The organism is Flavobacterium sp. PL02 (assembly GCF_035013205.1).
In the GTDB taxonomy this organism is placed as follows: Bacteria; Bacteroidota; Bacteroidia; order Flavobacteriales; family Flavobacteriaceae; genus Flavobacterium.
Genome location: NZ_JAYGJP010000007.1, coordinates 1 through 18,043, shown reverse-complemented (window position 1 = coordinate 18,043; position 18,043 = coordinate 1). Strand labels below are relative to the sequence as shown.

At 32.8% G+C, this 18,043-nt stretch carries 14 protein-coding genes and 2 pseudogenes; 4 read left to right on the top strand and 12 right to left on the bottom strand.

The window, feature by feature from the left end; genetic code table 11:
* From SHI72_RS17700 to SHI72_RS17645, 12 genes and pseudogenes are all read right to left on the bottom strand, one after another.
* A pseudogene (locus SHI72_RS17700) lies at positions 1-951 on the bottom strand (hypothetical protein); the annotation flags it as partial.
* Between the two features lie 636 nt (positions 952-1,587).
* Entirely contained in the window at positions 1,588-3,234 is a 1,647-nt protein-coding gene (locus SHI72_RS17695) for a hypothetical protein (protein ID WP_323490864.1), read from the bottom strand.
* Between the two features lie 98 nt (positions 3,235-3,332).
* Complete coding sequence (locus tag SHI72_RS17690; protein WP_323490863.1) at positions 3,333-5,954, bottom strand: hypothetical protein; 2,622 nt, start codon at positions 5,952-5,954, stop codon at positions 3,333-3,335.
* Positions 5,955-6,792: 838 nt separating this feature from the next.
* Positions 6,793-8,016 carry a sterol desaturase family protein gene (locus SHI72_RS17685; protein WP_323490862.1) on the bottom strand — a complete coding sequence of 408 codons (1,224 nt, stop codon included), beginning with the start codon at positions 8,014-8,016 and terminating at the stop codon, positions 6,793-6,795.
* A gap of 142 nt (positions 8,017-8,158) precedes the next feature.
* Positions 8,159-9,445, bottom strand: coding sequence for a Glu/Leu/Phe/Val family dehydrogenase (locus SHI72_RS17680; RefSeq protein WP_242667540.1), 1,287 nt, complete (start codon positions 9,443-9,445; stop codon positions 8,159-8,161).
* A gap of 652 nt (positions 9,446-10,097) precedes the next feature.
* Complete coding sequence (locus SHI72_RS17675) at positions 10,098-10,691, bottom strand: 2OG-Fe(II) oxygenase (RefSeq protein WP_323490861.1); 594 nt, start codon at positions 10,689-10,691, stop codon at positions 10,098-10,100.
* A gap of 160 nt (positions 10,692-10,851) precedes the next feature.
* Positions 10,852-12,315, bottom strand: a complete 1,464-nt coding sequence (locus tag SHI72_RS17670; RefSeq protein WP_323490860.1) for an AAA family ATPase — start codon at positions 12,313-12,315, stop codon at positions 10,852-10,854.
* A 111-nt stretch (positions 12,316-12,426) separates the two neighbouring features.
* Entirely contained in the window at positions 12,427-13,545 is a 1,119-nt protein-coding gene (locus SHI72_RS17665) for a vWA domain-containing protein (protein ID WP_039115200.1), read from the bottom strand.
* 107 nt (positions 13,546-13,652) lie between these two features.
* Entirely contained in the window at positions 13,653-14,033 is a 381-nt protein-coding gene (locus tag SHI72_RS17660) for a YchJ family protein (protein ID WP_039120511.1), read from the bottom strand.
* 18 nt (positions 14,034-14,051) lie between these two features.
* Entirely contained in the window at positions 14,052-14,273 is a 222-nt protein-coding gene (locus SHI72_RS17655) for a hypothetical protein (protein WP_035628634.1), read from the bottom strand.
* Positions 14,274-14,278: 5 nt separating this feature from the next.
* Positions 14,279-14,431, bottom strand: coding sequence for a hypothetical protein (locus SHI72_RS17650; RefSeq protein WP_165572120.1), 153 nt, complete (start codon positions 14,429-14,431; stop codon positions 14,279-14,281).
* Positions 14,431-14,976, bottom strand: a complete 546-nt coding sequence (locus SHI72_RS17645) for a hypothetical protein (protein ID WP_323490859.1) — start codon at positions 14,974-14,976, stop codon at positions 14,431-14,433. Before SHI72_RS17645 ends, SHI72_RS17650 begins: the two co-directional genes overlap by 1 nt.
* 88 nt (positions 14,977-15,064) lie before the next feature.
* Here SHI72_RS17645 and SHI72_RS17640 point away from each other — a divergent pair, with 88 nt between their 5' ends.
* The 4 genes and pseudogenes from SHI72_RS17640 to SHI72_RS17625 form a co-directional block, all read left to right on the top strand.
* Positions 15,065-15,316, top strand: a complete 252-nt coding sequence (locus tag SHI72_RS17640) for a hypothetical protein (RefSeq protein WP_039115206.1) — start codon at positions 15,065-15,067, stop codon at positions 15,314-15,316.
* Positions 15,317-15,529: 213 nt separating this feature from the next.
* Positions 15,530-15,970 (top strand): KTSC domain-containing protein, encoded by a 441-nt coding sequence (locus SHI72_RS17635; RefSeq protein WP_039115207.1) that lies wholly within the window; start codon positions 15,530-15,532, stop codon positions 15,968-15,970.
* Between the two features lie 252 nt (positions 15,971-16,222).
* Positions 16,223-16,984: a DUF4369 domain-containing protein gene (locus tag SHI72_RS17630; RefSeq protein WP_035628626.1), complete on the top strand. Its 762-nt coding sequence runs from the start codon at positions 16,223-16,225 to the stop codon at positions 16,982-16,984.
* A gap of 18 nt (positions 16,985-17,002) precedes the next feature.
* Positions 17,003-17,389 (top strand): annotated as a pseudogene (locus tag SHI72_RS17625) (peroxiredoxin family protein); the annotation flags it as partial.
* Positions 17,390-18,043: the final 654 nt, after the last annotated feature.

Genomic DNA, 18,043 nt, shown 5'->3' with positions numbered 1-18,043 from the left:
TGGATCACGTACGTAAACAGTTCCTGTTTCATTATCTATATAAATAGCCACATTATCTCCAGGATATCCAATTTCTCCTTTAGCTCCAGGAATTCCTTTGCCTCCAATTACACCATCTTTTCCGTCTTTTCCATCAAGTCCATTAATCTTAACCCAATTTGGAGATTTTGATGCCCATTCTGCATCTCTTCCTGCAACTGTATCACTTTCACCAACATAAGCATAGATATTACCATTAGCATCTTTTACAATCGCATCTAGCGTAGTAATTGTACCTGCTGTACCTGGCGCTCCATCTATACCTTTAATTCCATCTATACCATTTTTACCTGATAAAGGAATCCATTTGTCTTTATTCTCTGGATCACGCACATAAATAGTTCCTGTTTCACTATCTATATATATAACTACATTATCTCCTGGGTAATTAGTTTCACCTTTGGCTCCAGGAATTCCTTTGCCTCCAATTACACCATCTTTCCCGTCTTTTCCATCAAGACCATTAATCTTAACCCAGTTTCCACTAGCATCTTTAACATAAATATGACCTGTCGTGGTATCAATCCAAGTTGTTGCATCACCAGGAACTGTAACTCCAGTCATTCCAGGTGCTCCAGAGCCTCCAGCCAAACCAGCAATTCCGCCAGTAACTTCACTTGAAATAGCAAGTCTTTGCCAACTATTATCAGACACAGACCAATAGTAGTAACCTGTTTTAACATCTGAAGCAGCTTCTAAATTATAAACCAGTAAACTTTCTTTATTACCATTTGTAATTGTAGTTTTATCCGTTGAGCTCGTTAATTTAACTCTTGGGATTAACATACCTTTGTCTGTAGCATATACTTCCAGCTGAGCTGAAGTATCTGGGTTCAGTTTTCCTATACCTACCTGTGAGTAAGCAGAATAACTACCTAAGACAAAAAGTAAAGGGAGTAATCTATTCTTCATATTATTTAATCTTTAATGGGTTATTAAAATTATTTTTATTCTAGAAATTGATTCTACTGCTAAAAAAACCTCATCATAACTTGATATTAAGTCAATTTGTAAAGGATTGAAAGCATACAATCTACTTGCTCGAAAAGACAAATCACATTCTGGCGTCATAGCTTTTCTACTATTTTAATTGCTTTATAGAATTAATTTCCACACGTTATCAACATCAATGTTCTTCATAATTAAACACTTAGTTTCAAAGCACAAAGTTCCCTGTAAACAAAACTTATTTATACCCTTAAAAGTTTTTATACTTACAATTTAAGGCATACTTACAAAATCTTTAAAACATAGAAATAAGACACTTACACCATTTAAAATATCAATATCTACCTATTACTCTAACCCATTATTCATAACACAAAACAGCTTTTTAATTATTAAAACAATAAAAATGAACTACAAAATGATTCCTCTAAGAAAAAGTCAACAAATTTTTCTTTTATCAATGCTTTTTTTAACACTGTAACATCTCGACGCAGTTCATTTAAAACTCTAAAAAAACACCAGAAGATTTACATCCATAAACAAGTAAGGGCAGTTCATTTCTGAACTGCCCTTACATCTATAATAAAACCCAATTTAAAGTTATGGTTTATAATTTATTCCATTTGTAGTAGCTCTGCTTACTGCCCATGCCATAATGTTACCCCATAATGCAGAGTTTGCTCCTCCGTTTCCACTAAGTTTTGGTGTAGTTCCATCCAGTAAATTTCGGTTTAACCAACCTCCATCACCTACAAAGAACAAACTAGTTCCTGTAGCCCTAAACACTCTTGAACCTCCCGCATTGGTATTATAATCAACAATTGCTCCAGCTGGGAAACCTTTCATAGCATTACCACCACCACCATCATCTTCCCAGCCTAAGCCAGTTAAATCTCCAAAAGGGCCTTTGATGATTTGATCATTAACAGCGTTAAACTGTTCTACCCTCGCTTGTGTAACATTTGAATTGGTAAGAATATTACTTGGATACCCCATCATTGTTGCAACATTCAAAGCAACTTGAGTATTACCAGATTCAGTAAAATAAAGTACTACTCCTCCTGCATCAAGATACCCCTTAAGCAAAGTTGCTTCAGCTGTATTCATATTATACGGATAATGCACTACGATAATATCTGGTTTACTCGCAACGGTACTTGCCATGTTACCACTATTAGAAACAGTAAATCCTTGTGCTTTTACTATACTAGTAGTAGAAGTACCAAAATTTGCAGCGGCTTTTATAAGAGCCAGTGCCTCTCCTGAATTAGCACCATAACCACCTCCATTAAAATCGACTAATCTTAAATTAGGAGAAGCTACAGTATAATTCATGGTAACAGAATTTGGGGTTAAGGTACCATTTGAAGTTATAGTAACTGGAAATGTTCCTCCAGCAAGCGGCGTGCCTCTACCTGTTAATGTAATTGTCATTGGGTTTTGAGTAAAGGTCCCTGAAGACGGTCCAAATGTCATTCCATTAACTGTAACAGCTGGAATACTATAAGTAGAACCAAATGCACTAGTATTTCCACTAAGTGAAATAGTAATTGAATTTGTTGAAGAATTCAATGGTGAATTCACAATTCCAATACCATTAGCACTTACTCCATTAAGAGCAAACATAGGAGCAATAGCCGAAGGTGCTACCAATATATCTTTTGTACAAGTAGACTCTACATCATTCATGGTAATATAAATCTTATCTGGATTTGATGCAGTTCTTTCCGCTTTAGGAGATCCCATTCCTCCAATAATAAGCTCTACTGGTCCAGTACTCGAGAACGTACCCGAAGCATTGTAATAATACCCATTATCAGGTTTTGCAGCTACAGAGATAATATATGATCCCTTTTTTTCTACATTTAATTTCAAAGTAAGTGTTGTATTAGAAACACTCTGTCCTTCTTTAAAATCTCCTGCAATAACAACATCGCTATCACAGTTAAGAATCTTAATCATTGCTTTTGGCGTACCACAATTACCTACCCAGTCTTCACCAGTATAGCTCTCTATACAATTAGTCTCTAGATTAAAAATTGTTAATCCAATCGCTGGTTTTGATATCCCATCTCTTTGCTCTGTAGTTAAACGAGGTAGTAAAAATCCTTGATTGGAAGACTTTAATTCCAAAACTGCGGAAGCATCTGCTTTTTGGGTTCCTATTCCTATGGGATCTGCATTTTGCGCAAAAACCTGCGCAAAAGACAAGATTGTTATTAATAATACTAAAATATTTTTTTTCATTGTTCTTAATTTTTAACGTTATTTTTCTAGCCATAGCCAATAAGCCTTGGTCAATTGAATGACCAGGCTTACGAACTATAAGTAAATAATAATTTAAATTACATAGTATACGTAATTACGTACCAGTTTACTCCATTTGATTGTAACGTAACTTTCATACTTCCCGCAGTTGCTCCTCCAAATAAACTTCCTGCCATATAAGTATATCTAGCTTTACTTGAATAACGTATTTCATAATTAAAATTAACCACTATAGGAGTATCATCAGCTTTTACCATATCAAACTGGTTGATCACCAATATTCTACCTTTGCTTAAAGCTGGATCTGGAAGTGAAATTGTAATATCTTTAGTTAAGTTTTCTGCTATAACTGTATAATCATCTACTGTTACTACATAATCATCACTAATTACTTGTATTCCCAAAATGTTATTAGGCGCTACTTTTCCGCTTACAGCAATCCATTCTCCCGCAGCATCTTTTACATAGATAACTCCATCTGTTGTATTAATCCAAGTTGTAGTACCTTCTGGAATTATAACACCTGTATCGCCAGGCGCCCCAGGACCTCCAGCTAAACCAGGAGCTCCATCAACTCCATCTTTACCACTAATTCTAACCCAGTTTGGAGATTTATCCACCCATTCTTTATCACGACCTGCAACTGTTTTATCAGTCCCGACATAAGCATAAATATCGCCATTTGGTGATTTTACAATCGCATCAAGCGTAGTGATTGACCCTGGAGTACCTGGTTCACCATCTGCACCTGGAATTCCGCTCTCACCATTTAGTCCATTAATTTTTGCCCAGTTTGGAGATTTTGCTGCCCATTCGGCATCTCTTTCTGCAACAGTTTGACTTGTTCCTATATAGGCATAAATATCACCATTTGGAGATTTTACAATTGCATCAAGTGTAGTGATTGAACCTGCTTTACCTGGCTCCCCTGTTGCTCCTGCAATTCCTTCTTTACCATTTAAGCCATTGATTTTAATCCAGTTTTCTGATTTTTCTGCCCATTCTTTATCACGACCCGCAACAGTTTTATCTGTTCCTGTATACGCATAAATATCGCCATTTGGTGATTTTACAATCGCATCAAGTGTAGTAATTGAACCAGCAGTACCTGGCTCTCCAGTTGTACCCGGAATTCCATCTTCTCCATTTAATCCGTTAATTTTAACCCAGTTCGGAGATTTTGATGCCCATTCTGCATCTCTTCCTGCAACTGTATTACTATCACCTACATAAGCATAAATATTACCGCTAGCATCTTTTACAATTGCATCTAGTGTTGTAATTGTACCTGCTTTACCTGGTTCTCCATCTATACCTTTAATTCCGTCTATGCCATTTTTACCTGATAAAGGAATCCATTGGTCATTATTATTTGGATCACGTACATACACAGTTCCAGTTTCATTATCTATATAGATAGCAACGTTATCTCCTGGATAACCAATTTCTCCTTTTGAACCAGGAATACCTTTTCCTCCAATTACGCCATCTTTTCCATCTTTTCCATTAAGACCATTAATCTTAACCCAATTCGGAGATTTTGCTGTCCATTCCGCATCTCTTCCTGCAACAGTTTGATCTATCCCTGTGTAAGCATAAATATCGCCATTTGGTGATTTTACAATCGCATCAAGTGTAGTGATTGAACCTGGAGTACCTGGTTCTCCCGTTGCACCAGCAATTCCTTCCTTACCATTCAAACCATTAATTTTAACCCAGTTTGGAGATTTTGATGCCCACTCTTTATCTCTACCGTCAATTGTTTTATCTACTCCTACATAAGCATAAATATCTCCATTTGGCGATTTTACAATAGCATCAAGTGTAGTAATTGAACCCGCAGTTCCAGGCTCTCCATTTGTACCTGGAATTCCATTTTCTCCATTTAAACCATTTATTTTAACCCAGTTAGGAGATTTTGACGCCCATTCCGCATCTCTTCCTGCAACCGTATTATTATCACCAACATAAGCATAAATATTACCACTAGCATCTTTTACAATCGCATCCAATGTAGTGATTGTACCTGCTTTTCCAGGTTCTCCATCTACACCTTTGATTCCATCAATACCATTTTGTCCTGTAACAGGAACCCATTTGGTAACATCCTTAGGGTCTCTTACATATACAATACCAGTAGACTGATCGATATACATTTGGATTGTTCCATCTATTCCGGCAGTTCCTTCTGCTCCTGGTACTCCATTACCACCAGATAAACCATTTTTACCGTCAAGTCCATTTTTACCATTAAGAGTTGTCCAAGTTCCATCTACATTTTGCACATAAACAATACCTGACACTTGATCTGTATAAATACTTACATCTGCACCAGGATACCCAGCTTCTCCTCTATTACCTGGAACACCATTACCTCCAACAACACCACCACTACCTCCAGTGGCTTCACTTGAAATAGTAATTCTATTCCACTTACCTTCATACCAGTAATAGTAACCTGGCTTAATATCAGAAACAGTTGCAGTATTAAAAACTAATAAACTTTCTACGTTACCATTTTTAATTGTAGTAGCATCCGTTGAGCTTGTTAATGTAACTCTTGGAATTAGGATACCTCTATCGCTAGCAAAAACTTCTAGTTGCGATGAAGTACTTGGTGTTAGTGTCCCTATACCTACTTGTGAGTAAGCGGAATAACAACCTAAAACAAAAAGCAAAGGGAGTAATCTATTCTTCATATGATTTATTATTTAATTGAATTATTATGTGTTTTTAATTTATTGTAGAAATAAAAAAATCTTAAATCACATCACAGTAAGATTTAATTAAATCTATCTCTCTTCATTTATTTCTTCAAACACAGTTAGTTTGAAGCTACAAAGGTCTCCCATAAGCTTATCTGTTTTTACCAATAAAAGTTTTTAAACTTATAGAATAGGACAATACTCGTTTATAAGAAAAGTTTTAAATAATAACCTATAGAGCGATTATAAAAACACCTATTAATATGTTTTTTTAGCAGAAGTTTAAATAAGTAAAAGAGTAGCCGAAAGAAATAAAAACCAAAAGGCATTAAAATGGTAAAAAAGATTAAATGAATCTTTTAGATAAAAAAAATAGAATACAATATCCTCCTAAAAATAGAAATGAGGAAACCAAAATTTCCTCATTTTCTAACTAATAACAAAAGCCCAAAATAAAATTGAATTCAAAAAAATTGTTTACCCTACAATTTAAAATACAAATCTACTCACAAACAATAGTAACAATAACCACTAAAAGTTTTTTAATCCATAGATTCGGACATTATTTAAAAAACATCAAAAAAGTAAAGAATCTAAAGTATTAAAGTTCGAAGCATTAAAAGGGAAAAATAAATAATAATTTATAATGAAGTTTTTGAAGAAAAATATTAATTCTCAAAACAAAATAAAAAAAGCCACAGTTTATTTAAATCATAGAAAGATATAACCAGATTGGTATCAAGTAAATCTCTCTAATCAGCAAAAGTCTGTGGCAAAAAAAAAAAAAAATCTTTCAAAAAGAAGTGCTTTTAAAATCTCATTTCTTTATAATTCATTCTGATGTTTCTAACTGAAGTATGACATTTTGGTATTTCTCTCCCAAAGAAAAAACCTGTTCCGCTAAAAACATTATAATAACTGGGATAATAAAAAATTCAACTTCGTTTACGATATATAAAGAATAAGTTGTACAAATAAAAATGCGAAAATATTCTAGATAATAAATCCATTTGCGTTGTTCTAATAAAGCACTACAATTAATAAGCGTAATAATAATAAAAGATAAAACAAATATTTTATCGGATGCATCCAAAGAATCAAAATAATAGGTAAAAATTGTTAGCAAAAAGGTACTTACTCCCAATTGTAAATAAAGATAATTCTTGAACTTAAGCCGATGACTAGGATTGTCTTTGTCTTGCAAAAATCGTTTCTCTAAAATTGGACGAATATCTTGATCCATATCAGCAGGACTTCCAAATATAGCATTCCAACGGTCTTTAAATCCTTTAGACCGTTTCCATAATTCATAAATCTCAAAATAATAATGAAAATGCTGCCAAAGAAAACTATAGCTTTTTAAAGGATGAGTCAGTCCGTATTTTGGTTTTTCTTCCTCTTCTTGGAAAGTCCCAAAAATGCGATCCCAAAACGTAAACATATCTCCATAGTTTTTATCTAAGTATTTCTCATCTGAAGCATGGTGTATTCCATGAACAGATGGGGTAACAAAAACATATTCTAACCATTTTATTCTTCCTATAACCTGAGTATGTGTAAAAAAAGAATAAGCTCCATGCACAATAAGCATCGTAATAACCATCTTGGGATGAAAACCTATAAATGGTAAAACACACCAAAATCCTGTACGGATAATTGCCTGAAAAGTAGTTATTCTTGCTGCTGCTGTAAAATTGAATTCACTGCTATGATGGTGTACGATATGAGCCGCCCAGAAAAAATTTACTTCATGCCCTAATCTATGATACCAATACCAAACAAAATCTGTAGCGAGAATCAATCCTATCCATACTAAAAAATTACTCGGTATCTCAAAAAGCCTATAATTATTATAAATCCAATAATACAATTGATAAAAACTAGCAGCAATAAAGAGGTTGATTAGCCGCTCGGCAATACCAATACTTATATTCGAAACAGAGCTTTCATAGTTAAAAAATTCGGGCCTATTACTTCGCTGTGCAAGTCGAAACTCGATATACACAAAAAGAAAAAAAGCAGGCATAGCAAACGCCAAAAAATTAATGTGTTCCATTTTTTAAAAAGTATGTTCGTATTTAGGGAAAGAGTTCTTGTAAATAATTGAAAGTTTTAAGAAAAAGACATTTCCATTGATTATATGTAACCAATGGAAATAATCTTAATCTATTTGAAAGTCAAATTAGTATCTAATAAATTTAATTCTGTTTGAATTTTTTCTCAATCAATTTAATCTCTTTTACAGCCTGAATATCTGCGACTTTACGCAAAGCAATTATATAAGCTGCAATACGTGGTGTTACTTTATATTTTCTTGAAGTAGCAAAAACTGTTTCGAAACTTTTCTCCAGTATATCTTCCAAGCGTTTATTAATCTGACTGATTTTCCAGGACTCTAAAAGACAATTCTGAAGCCACTCAAAATAGGATACCGTAACTCCTCCGGCATTTGCTAAAATGTCTGGCACAACCAAAACATTATTTTCATGCAAGATTTTATCTGCATCTGAAGAAACTGGTCCGTTTGCTCCTTCAACAATTATTTTTGCACGAACATCCCCAGCATTTACGGCAGTAATTACATCTTCTTTGGCAGCAGGAATAAGTACATCTACATCCAATAATAATAAATCTTCATGTTTTATAGCAACTGCATTTGGATATCCGTTAACGCTTTTGTTATTTAGATTATAATACAAAATAAGCTCAGGGATATTAATTCCTTCTGGATTATAAAAAGCTTCAGAAACATCACTAACAGCAACAATTTTCAGTCCTTTTTCGAATAAAAACAAAGCCGAATGAAGTCCTACATTTCCAAATCCCTGAATGGCTGCTGTAGATCTTGCAGGTCTTAATTTTAATTTTTGAAGTGCCAGAATACTAATAATACTTACCCCTCGACCTGTAGCTTCTACTCGACCTAAGGAACCTCCCGAATGCAAATGTTTACCAGTTACAACAGCATGAATGGTTTTACCATGAACTAATGAAAACTCATCCATTAGCCACCCCATCTCGTCTGGGCCAGTTCCCATATCTGGAGCAGGAACATCTTTATCAGGACCAAAAATATCTGATAAAGCATTAGTATATTCTCGTGTTATTTTTTCTAATTCGGATTTAGAATGCAATCTTGGGTCACAGATAATACCGCCTTTGGCTCCACCAAATGGGATTCCTGTAACAGCCGATTTCCACGTCATCCAGGCTGCAAGTGCTTTAACCTCGTCTAGATTAACAGCAGTATCATAACGAATACCTCCTTTAGATGGTCCTAAAGCAGTATTATGAATTACGCGATAACCTTCAAAATTTTGTTCGGTACCATTATCAAGTGTAATCGAAAAATTAACTACTATTTGTTTCTCTGGTCTTTGCAATTTTTCTCTAACCGATTCATTCAGTTGAAGAATGTCGGCTGCTATATTAAAACGATCAATCATCGATTGAAAAGGGTTCTGTTTTACGATTTGTGAACTCATAATTTTATGGGGGTGTTAAATTATATTTTTTATTAAATAAAGTATAGTAATTGAAAATGAACTGCATAAAAAAACCCTTTTGTAGATGTTACAAAAGAGCTCAAAATATTATTTTATAAATAACAGCAACTTCTGCAACAGGGAAGGATTTTCATCTGGCAGCATTGCATCATAATGTTCGTATTTATAGAATATAAGCTCATAATTTATTTTTTATTTTACCATTAAGAAATTAAGCTCATTAAGTTTTAAATATTTAATCTCCTACTTTTTTTAGCATATAATTTTAAAAAAATGAACACAGATGACACAGATTCAAACGGATTTAATTTTTAGCTTAAAAGAACAAGAGCAATACTTAATGAAACTTAATTTCTTAATGGTTTAAAATTTTCTTTTTAAAAACCTTAAGTAAAAAGCCTTTTAAAAGTATTTAAAAAAGGCTTTTTCTTTACTAACTAACCAAACCATAGAATGCCTGTTCATACAATAAATCATACATATAACACATTATCGTGTTACAGTCATAAGGAATTGTATTTTGGCTTTCATTTCTCATTTCTTTTACAAATCTATAAATATATTTCTAATATTCTATAGAATTAGTAGAGTTATTTTTATAAAAACTTAAAACATACTGGTAAACAAGTAATTAATCACTCTTTAACCAGCCCGTAATACTCATTCTTGTGTTTTGGGTAACTAATACTTCATGAACTAATTCATCACTTTTAAAAAAGACAGTTTTACCTTGAGTAGGGCTAATTTTCTGATTGTTATTTAACTGATGAATAAGTAGTTCACCTCCATCACTTTCTTTCCAATCAGCATTTAAATAACTAATCATTGAGTATTTCCTACTCGGATTATTCTTAAATTGATCTAAGTGTTTCAAATAAAAATCTCCCGTTTCGTATAAAGAATAATGAAACTCATAACCAGTTATACCAGCATAGCAACTAATGTTTAAATAAGCTATAAAAGCTTCAATCTGAACAAAAAATTCATTTTCAAATGCATTATTATGCTTTTTATCAAGCCAGTAAATCGAATCACTACGAATAGCTCCATCATAAGTTACTTTCTCCGAATTTCCTATTCCCGCATCCTGCAGTAAACTTTTAGCATTTAAATCAATAAGATTTTGTTTTAAATTATTTGCTAATTCCGTACTCAAAAACTGTTCAGATATTCCTACTTTATTTTCAATATAAGTAGCAATCAAAGCCTCAAAGCTATTCTCCATTTGTGTATTTGCTGGAATACAAATGCAACCAACGGGACAAGGTAGACTAATTAAAATATGCAGCACTATAATTGAAGATAAATATCAAAAGCTAAATCTTTTAAATATAAAATAGCATAAAAAAAGGGAGCGACAATTATCTCTCCCTAATTTTAAATCTTTACAGTTTACTGATATAACTACCATACATATCCTTGAATTCATATCCTTCGGAAAAACGATCTTTGCTTAATTTTTTATATTCTACCAAACCCCATAATATGAACTCTTTCATAAAATAACGATCTTCAACTGGCAATTCAGACTGATATTTTTTAAGTAAAATATCAAGTGGAGGAATCCCATCAAGAATTTTTTTGTATTCGGCATCCGAACAATCATCTAACAATTCAAAACCACTTTCTGTAAAAAACCATTCGATTGTATCGGTATATGGTGTTTTCTCATTTGGTTTTTCAAGTTTTTCAATCTTTGGGAAATATATAGGGAAAAACGTTCGAATAGCATCACCTATTAAGCGTTGTGCAACAATTGCCGCTCCCTCCTGCTCTCCTTCATAAACCAATTCGACTTTTCCTGTAATAGCTGGAATAATCCCCATAAAGTCAGATAAACGCAAAACTGTTTTATCAATGCCTGCACGCAAAGCACGACGCTCCGCAGTACTTAATAAGTTTTCATATGCTGTAATACTCATTCTGGCACTTACGCCGCTTTTATTATCTACAAATTCACTTTCGCGAGCTTCAAAACTTATTTGTTCCAATAAATCCTTGGCCAAACTAGGAATATAAACCGATTCATTCTGGCTTGCATCTAATTTAGCTTCCTGTTCTGTAATCGTTCTGGCAATAGCAACAGTTTCAGGATAATGTGTCAGGATTTGTGAGCCAATTCTATCTTTTAATGGCGTAACTATACTTCCTCGATTCGTGTAATCCTCAGGATTTGCAGTAAATACAAATTGCATATCTAGAGGCATTCTTAACTTAAATCCTCTTATCTGAATATCTCCTTCCTGCAAGATATTAAACAAAGCTACCTGGATTCTTGCTTGTAAATCGGGTAATTCATTAATTACAAAAATACAACGATTGGCACGCGGAATCATTCCGAAATGAATCACACGGTCATCGGCATAAGAAAGCTTTAAATTGGCAGCTTTTATTGGATCCACATCCCCTATTAAATCGGCAACGGTTACATCTGGCGTAGCAAGTTTTTCGAAGAAACGATTATTTCTATGCAGCCATTCTATGGGTGTTTCATCTCCTTTTTCGGCAATAATATCTTTTGCGAAGCGAGAAATTGGATTGAATGGATCATCATTAATTTCTGACCCAGCCACAAATGGAATGTATTCATCTAATAATTCCACCATTTTACGAGCCAATCTTGTTTTGGCCTGACCACGAAGACCTAATAAATTAATATTATGGCGTGATAAAATAGCACGTTCTAACTCCGGAATAACAGTATTTTCAAAACCATGAACACCCTCAAAAACAGGTTTACCAGATTTTATCTTTTCACGAAGATTATTTCGTAATTCATCTTTAATGCTTTTACTTTTATATCCAGAGGCTTTTAATTGACCTAAAGTGTTTATATTATTTATTTCCATTTTTATTGAAATATCAATTTGTTGTTTATTTTATATTTGAACTATTAAACGCAGCTGCGCGTCTCTACGGTAAATCTTTGTCGCTTTATTGCTCTGAACCTTTGAGACTCTTTACCGAACCCTCTTTTTTCTATTCGCTTCATAATCTTCAAAAATCATTTCGCCAAGACCTTTTAATCCCGTATAGAATGCTTTTCCCTGATTAGCTTCGGTAAAATGGTTGACAAAACGTTGCAAATAAGGATCACTTGCAATCATAAATGTGGTAATAGGAATATGTAGCTTTCTGGCTTGTTGTGCCTGATTGTAACATTTGTCTACAATATATTCGTCTAAACCATTACTGTTCATATAATAAGATCCATCACGCTCACGAACGCAACTTGGCTTACCATCAGTAATCATAAATATTTGTTTGTTTGTATTTCTTTTTCGGCGTAATAAATCCATCGCCAGTTGCAAACCAGCAACTGTATTGGTATGATATGGTCCAACTTTTAAGTACGGTAAATCCTTGATAGCAATTGTCCAGGCATCGTTTCCGAAAACCAGAATATCAAGTGTATCTTTAGGATAACGAGTAGTAATTAATTCGGCGAGCGCCATGGCAACTTTTTTGGCTGGAGTAATACGATCTTCGCCATACAAAATCATACTATGACTAATATCTATCATTAAGACTGTACTCATTTGCGATTTGTATTGTGTTTCCTCCACAACCAAATCATTTTCGGTAAGCATAAAACTCTCCACTCCATTATTGATTTGAGCATTACGCAAACTTTCTGTGAGCGAAATTCGTTCTAACCCATCGCCAAAATGAAACTCACGGAATTCCCCCGTATGTTCATCTCCATTTCCGGCATATTTAGTTTTGTGGTTTCCGTTTCCAGAACGTTTTAAATTTCCGAATATCTGATCAAGTGCTTGTTGCCTTATCGCACGCTCAGTTTTGGCAGTAATTCCAATTCCTGAAGAACCATCTTCTTTTATTTCGTCTTTTATATAACCTTTCTTTTTTAGATCTTCTATAAAATCGTCGATGGTATAATTCTCATCTGTAAGTTTGTATTCTTTATCCAACTCACGAAGCCAATCTATAGCTTCATCAAAATCACCCGAAGTATGGGTAATTAGCTCTTTGAAAATACCAAAAAGTTTTTCAAACGGAGACTGATTTGGCGCTTCATACGTTTTAAAATAAAACCCTTTTTTATGTTCCTCTTTCATAATTCTAAAATTACATCATTTTAGAATGTAGCTAAAACAAACAGATATTAATTTTTAGTTAAAAGATTTAATCAAAAATTAGCTGATAATCAGTTAAAAACTACTAATTATTCAAACTTTCCTTCAAGATAATACCAAACCCCATTTTCTTGCTTAAAAGTAGAAAACTCATAATGTGTTTGAGGTTGTTTCTTTTCATCCAAGAAGTAAGCCTTAAATGCAACTGTAGTTTCTGTAAAACTTATAATTTCTAATCGCTGCCATTCATTGGCTGTAGCCCAATTCAAGATATCCTCTTTCGAATAATATTTCCTTTCGGAAGAATGGGTCGTAGCCAATAAATAATCGGCATTTTTAATAACATAAGCCGAAAAACGAGAACGCATTAAAGCCAATGCAGTTGGTGCATTTTGATTATTCTTGAGATATAAACCACAACAATTATCAAAATATAAACCTGTATCGCAATAACATTTGGAATTTTCCATAAAGACAAAAATCTAAAATTATTCGGCAGTATTTATCTTTTGATGTAATTGGTTTAATAAAACCTGATATTTACTAATCTCGATTAAATCTTCATCCTCTTCCGAAAAATCGAGCAAATCATCCAAAATATCACTTACTTCTGCCAATTTATTGTTCGCAGATTTATTTTGTTTAGCAGCAATTAAATCTATTATTTCCTGAACACTTTCTTTTAAACCACTGAATTTATCGTTTTCCATATATTTTATTTATCAGATGAAGATTTATCCTCATTAAACTTCTTTACAATTTGTTTTAATTTCTCCTTACGCGCAATTTCAGCTTGTTTTACTTTGTCTTGTGCCTTGTGCAACTTATCGTTGTGTTTCTTAATATTCCTTTCGTTATTCCTTCCCATTATTCTATTTCTCTTTTAATTTCTTCTAAAGTTTTCTCTGTAAAAATAAGTTCATTTATAATTGCTTTACGCAAAGTATCGATATCTTCATAATCAAAATATTTTGCCCATGAAGTTAATTGTTGCAAGTTTCTAATTTGTTTAATCCTTTTTGTTGTTTCAAAACTGGTTCTAAGTATAGCTTTATTATCATATTCTGGATTATTCTTGTGTTGATAATTAACCGTATTTCTAAAATAATCAGCTTCAATATAATATATTTTATCAATGGCATTATCAGGATAAAAAGAACTCCAAGCCGCAAAACCCAGTTTAAATTTAGATTCTGTTTCAGGTTCCATAGCATCCAAACGCCATTTGCTATTAGCCAATCTTCCCCAATGGTTAGAGAAACGATACATTCCTAAATCGGAATAATAATACCTACTTCCTGCTTTACTTTCAAATTGAATTTTCAAACCTTCAACTTCTTTCGAAGTTACTTCCTGAAAAACACAAAATGTATTTTTGAACGAATTAGGATTTGGTCTAAAGTTTTTTTGCATGTGCAAATATACTTAGATTGTCACGAACTCCCTAAACCAAACAATATATTGATTAACTTTGCAGCTTCAATTTTTAAATAAAAATATCATGACAAAGGCTTCTCAAGAAAAAATGTTACAAAAAGGGGTTTATACTGGGATAATGGAGAAGGATGAAAACAACAACTATTTTTGTGGTGAATACCTTTTAGATTACAAGATAGCACATGCTAATCACGTAGTTGGAGATTGGATTACAATAAAATCTATAATCGAAAACCCAAGTGATATTAGCTATAACAAGTATCCTAAAAAATCAAAAAACTTTGACAAGGCAAATAATAAGCCTGAACAAAAATAAAACAATCATTTTTTAATCTTTTGCTTTTTCAGTACATAGTATTAAGAATCAGCAAACTTATTCTATTTAAAAATCAAGCTTTTACATATTTTTTGAATATTTTTTACTACGAAAGTAAAAAGTTAAAAAAAAGTGTACCTTTGCAAAAAATTTGTCTTTTTTGAATTAAACAAATATTAATTTCAATCTAATAGACAAGTAGTTATCTTATTTATGAAAAAAATAGTTGAATACCGCAAGTTACTAAACGTAGACAAAACTGCAGAATTAAAAGATTTAAAAACCATTTACCGTAATGCTATGAAAGAATGTCATCCTGACAAATTTCAAGGTAACGACGCTGGTTTGAAAGAAGCAGAAGAAAAAAGTAAATTAGTTATTGAAGCTTACCACTTTTTGGTAAGTATCAATCCTGAGACAATTAAACTAAACTTGCCAGAATATACAGAAACAATCGCTACTTCATCTATTACAGATTACAAATTTGTAGAAGGTAGATTAATTATTGATTTCTCAAATGGTAGCGTTTACGAATACATCAGCGTACCAAAAGCTACTTATGTAAAAATGGTAAATGCAGATTCTCCTGGAAGATTTGCAAAAAGACATATTCTTAACTCTTTTACTTGGAGAAAGAAAACAAATCAAGACTAAAATTATAGTCTCTGTAAAAAAGCATCCACCATTGGCGGATGCTTTTTTTTTGCTGCAAAAACACCTAAAATATTATTTTTTATTTTAAAATTAAATCAAAAGAGTCACACATCCTTACAAAAAACACCCTAAACCAACTGACTACAAGGCTTTTATCTTACAAAAAACTATAACAAAATTTTAGGTTACAAAATTATTTATCTTTTATAATTTTAAATACTTTTGTTCCACAAATCAATTAACTAATTAATAATGAAAAAAATATTTTTTTTACTTACTGCTTCTATAGCAATAATTTCATGCAACAAAGTTAAAGACGGTGAATACCTTATTACTGGAACTGCAACAGGAATTGAAAACGGGAAAACTATAATCCTACAAACTCAAGATCAAACTACAGGAGCTCTTATTGCTCTAGACACTGCAAAAGTTGAAAATGGAAAATTTGAAATTAAAGGTAAAGTTACTGAACCTGCATTTCATACATTACAATTACAAGGAGCTCAAGGACCAATTCCTTTTATCCTAGAAACAGGAGAAATTAAAGTTGTTGTGGATAAAGATAGTATCCATAAATCTAAAATTTCTGGAACATACAACAATGATGAGTATGTGAAATTTAATGATGAACTTATGAAAGTTCAAAAGAAATTAGTTGATTTCCAGAAAAAAAACACACAAACTATGAATACTGCTCAACAAGCTAAAGATACAGCAGTAATCAATGGTTTAATGAAAGAATTCATGAAAATCCAAGGTGATGTTCAAACTGAGACTAAAGCAAAATATACTACATATGCTGAATCTCACCCAAAATCTTTCATCAGCGCTTTAATTATCAAAGGAATGTTGAATGATCCATCTACTGATGTAAAAAAAGCAGAAGCTCTTTATACTAGTTTAGATGAATCAGTAAAAAACACTAAACCTGGTAAAGAAGTAAAAGAAAAAATCGGTCAAATGAAAATGCCTGCTGTTGGTGCTACTGCTCCTCCAGTTGGTAGCGCAAACTGAAGGTCAGATTTTTCTGCTCCTAATCCAGAAGGAAAAATGGTATCGCTTAAAGAAAGTTTAGGCAAAGTAACTATCGTTGATTTCTGGGCTTCATGGTGTGGACCTTGCAGAAAAGAGAATCCAAATGTTGTAGCTATTTATAAAGAGTTACATTCAAAAGGTCTTAACATAGTTGGTGTTTCTTTAGACAAAGAAGCTAAAGCTTGGAAAGAAGCTATTGCAAAAGATAACTTAACCTGGACACAAGTTTCTAACTTGAAATTTTGGGAAGAGCCAATCGCAGCTCAATACGGTGTTCAATCAATTCCTGCAACATTTATACTAGATGCAACAGGAAAAGTAGTAGCACAAGATTTAAGAGGCGATGAACTTAGAGCAAAAATATTAGAGCTTTTAGCTAAATAACATCAATTTTAGAATAAAACAAAAAAATCTCCCTAGTGGAGATTTTTTTGTTTTTATACATTACCGATTTATCATCACTAATTCATAACTTAAAATTAAAACAAACGAATAAACATTCGAAACAATATAAATCAACCTTCATAACATTCTAACACCAAACACATCAATAAAGTCGCCATATTAGATTCTAAGCCTATCTACAATAAAACAACGCCTTTCCAGTCCACATAACTCTTATACGGAACATTCCATAATCATTTTGGTTTCCCGCTTTAAAACTCATAAAAAACATACCTAGAAAGACTCCATGAATCAATATTAGATCTACAGAGTACTAGTCGTCGTAAATCTACCTTTCTAAAAAAAAAGAAGCCAAAAAGGAGCTAACACAAACTATTCCTAGATTATCGAACTACCCGTAAAAACCCTTCATTCCTCAGGGTGTGACAAGTTTGCGGTTATTTTGCAATAAAATTCTTTTTAATCAGATTATCTATTTTTTACTTCTCTACAGTTTTTTTGCATTAATCCCGGATCAGGTTCAAAAGTTGGGGATTAAGCAAAAAGATTAGATAATCTGAACAAGAAGAAATCAATATTTCTTACACCTCTAAATTGGCTTCTAAATGCTTTTATTTTTGCATTAAAAGATTC